Source organism: Sulfitobacter sp. HI0129, assembly GCF_001635395.1.
Classification (GTDB): domain Bacteria; phylum Pseudomonadota; class Alphaproteobacteria; order Rhodobacterales; family Rhodobacteraceae; genus Sulfitobacter.
The window spans coordinates 1-458 of sequence record NZ_LWGH01000627.1; the positions used below are offsets into that span (position 1 = coordinate 1).

The 458-nt window shown below is 64.8% G+C and carries 1 protein-coding gene; it reads right to left on the bottom strand.

What is annotated here, in order from left to right:
- Window positions 1-458, bottom strand: a 458-nt coding sequence (locus tag A3764_RS16385; RefSeq protein WP_150122241.1) for an aldehyde dehydrogenase family protein, incomplete at both ends; no start/stop codon positions are given.

Below are 458 nucleotides of genomic sequence, written 5' to 3' on the forward strand. Positions count from 1 at the left end.
CGTTTGCCGTTGGCGCAGCCCGTCGCATAGATGTATTCGGCAATCGGGGTGGAGCCGACGAAGCCGATGGACTGGATGACATCGTCGTGCAGGATCGCGTCGACGGCTTCCTTGTCGCCGTTGACCACCTGCAGGATGCCCTTGGGCAGGCCCGCTTCCTCGGCCAGTTCGGCCAGCATCAGCGGGACGGAGGGGTCACGCTCGGACGGTTTGAGGATGAAGGCATTGCCGCAGGCGATGGCGGGGGCGAACATCCACATGGGGATCATGGCCGGGAAGTTGAACGGCGTGATACCGGCAGTGACACCGAGCGGCTGGCGCATCGAATACATGTCGATGCCCGGGCCCGCGCTGTCGGTATATTCGCCCTTCAGAAGCTGCGGCGCGCCGATGCAATATTCCACGACCTCGAGCCCGCGCTGCACGTCGCCCGCGGCATCGGGCAGCGTCTTGCCATG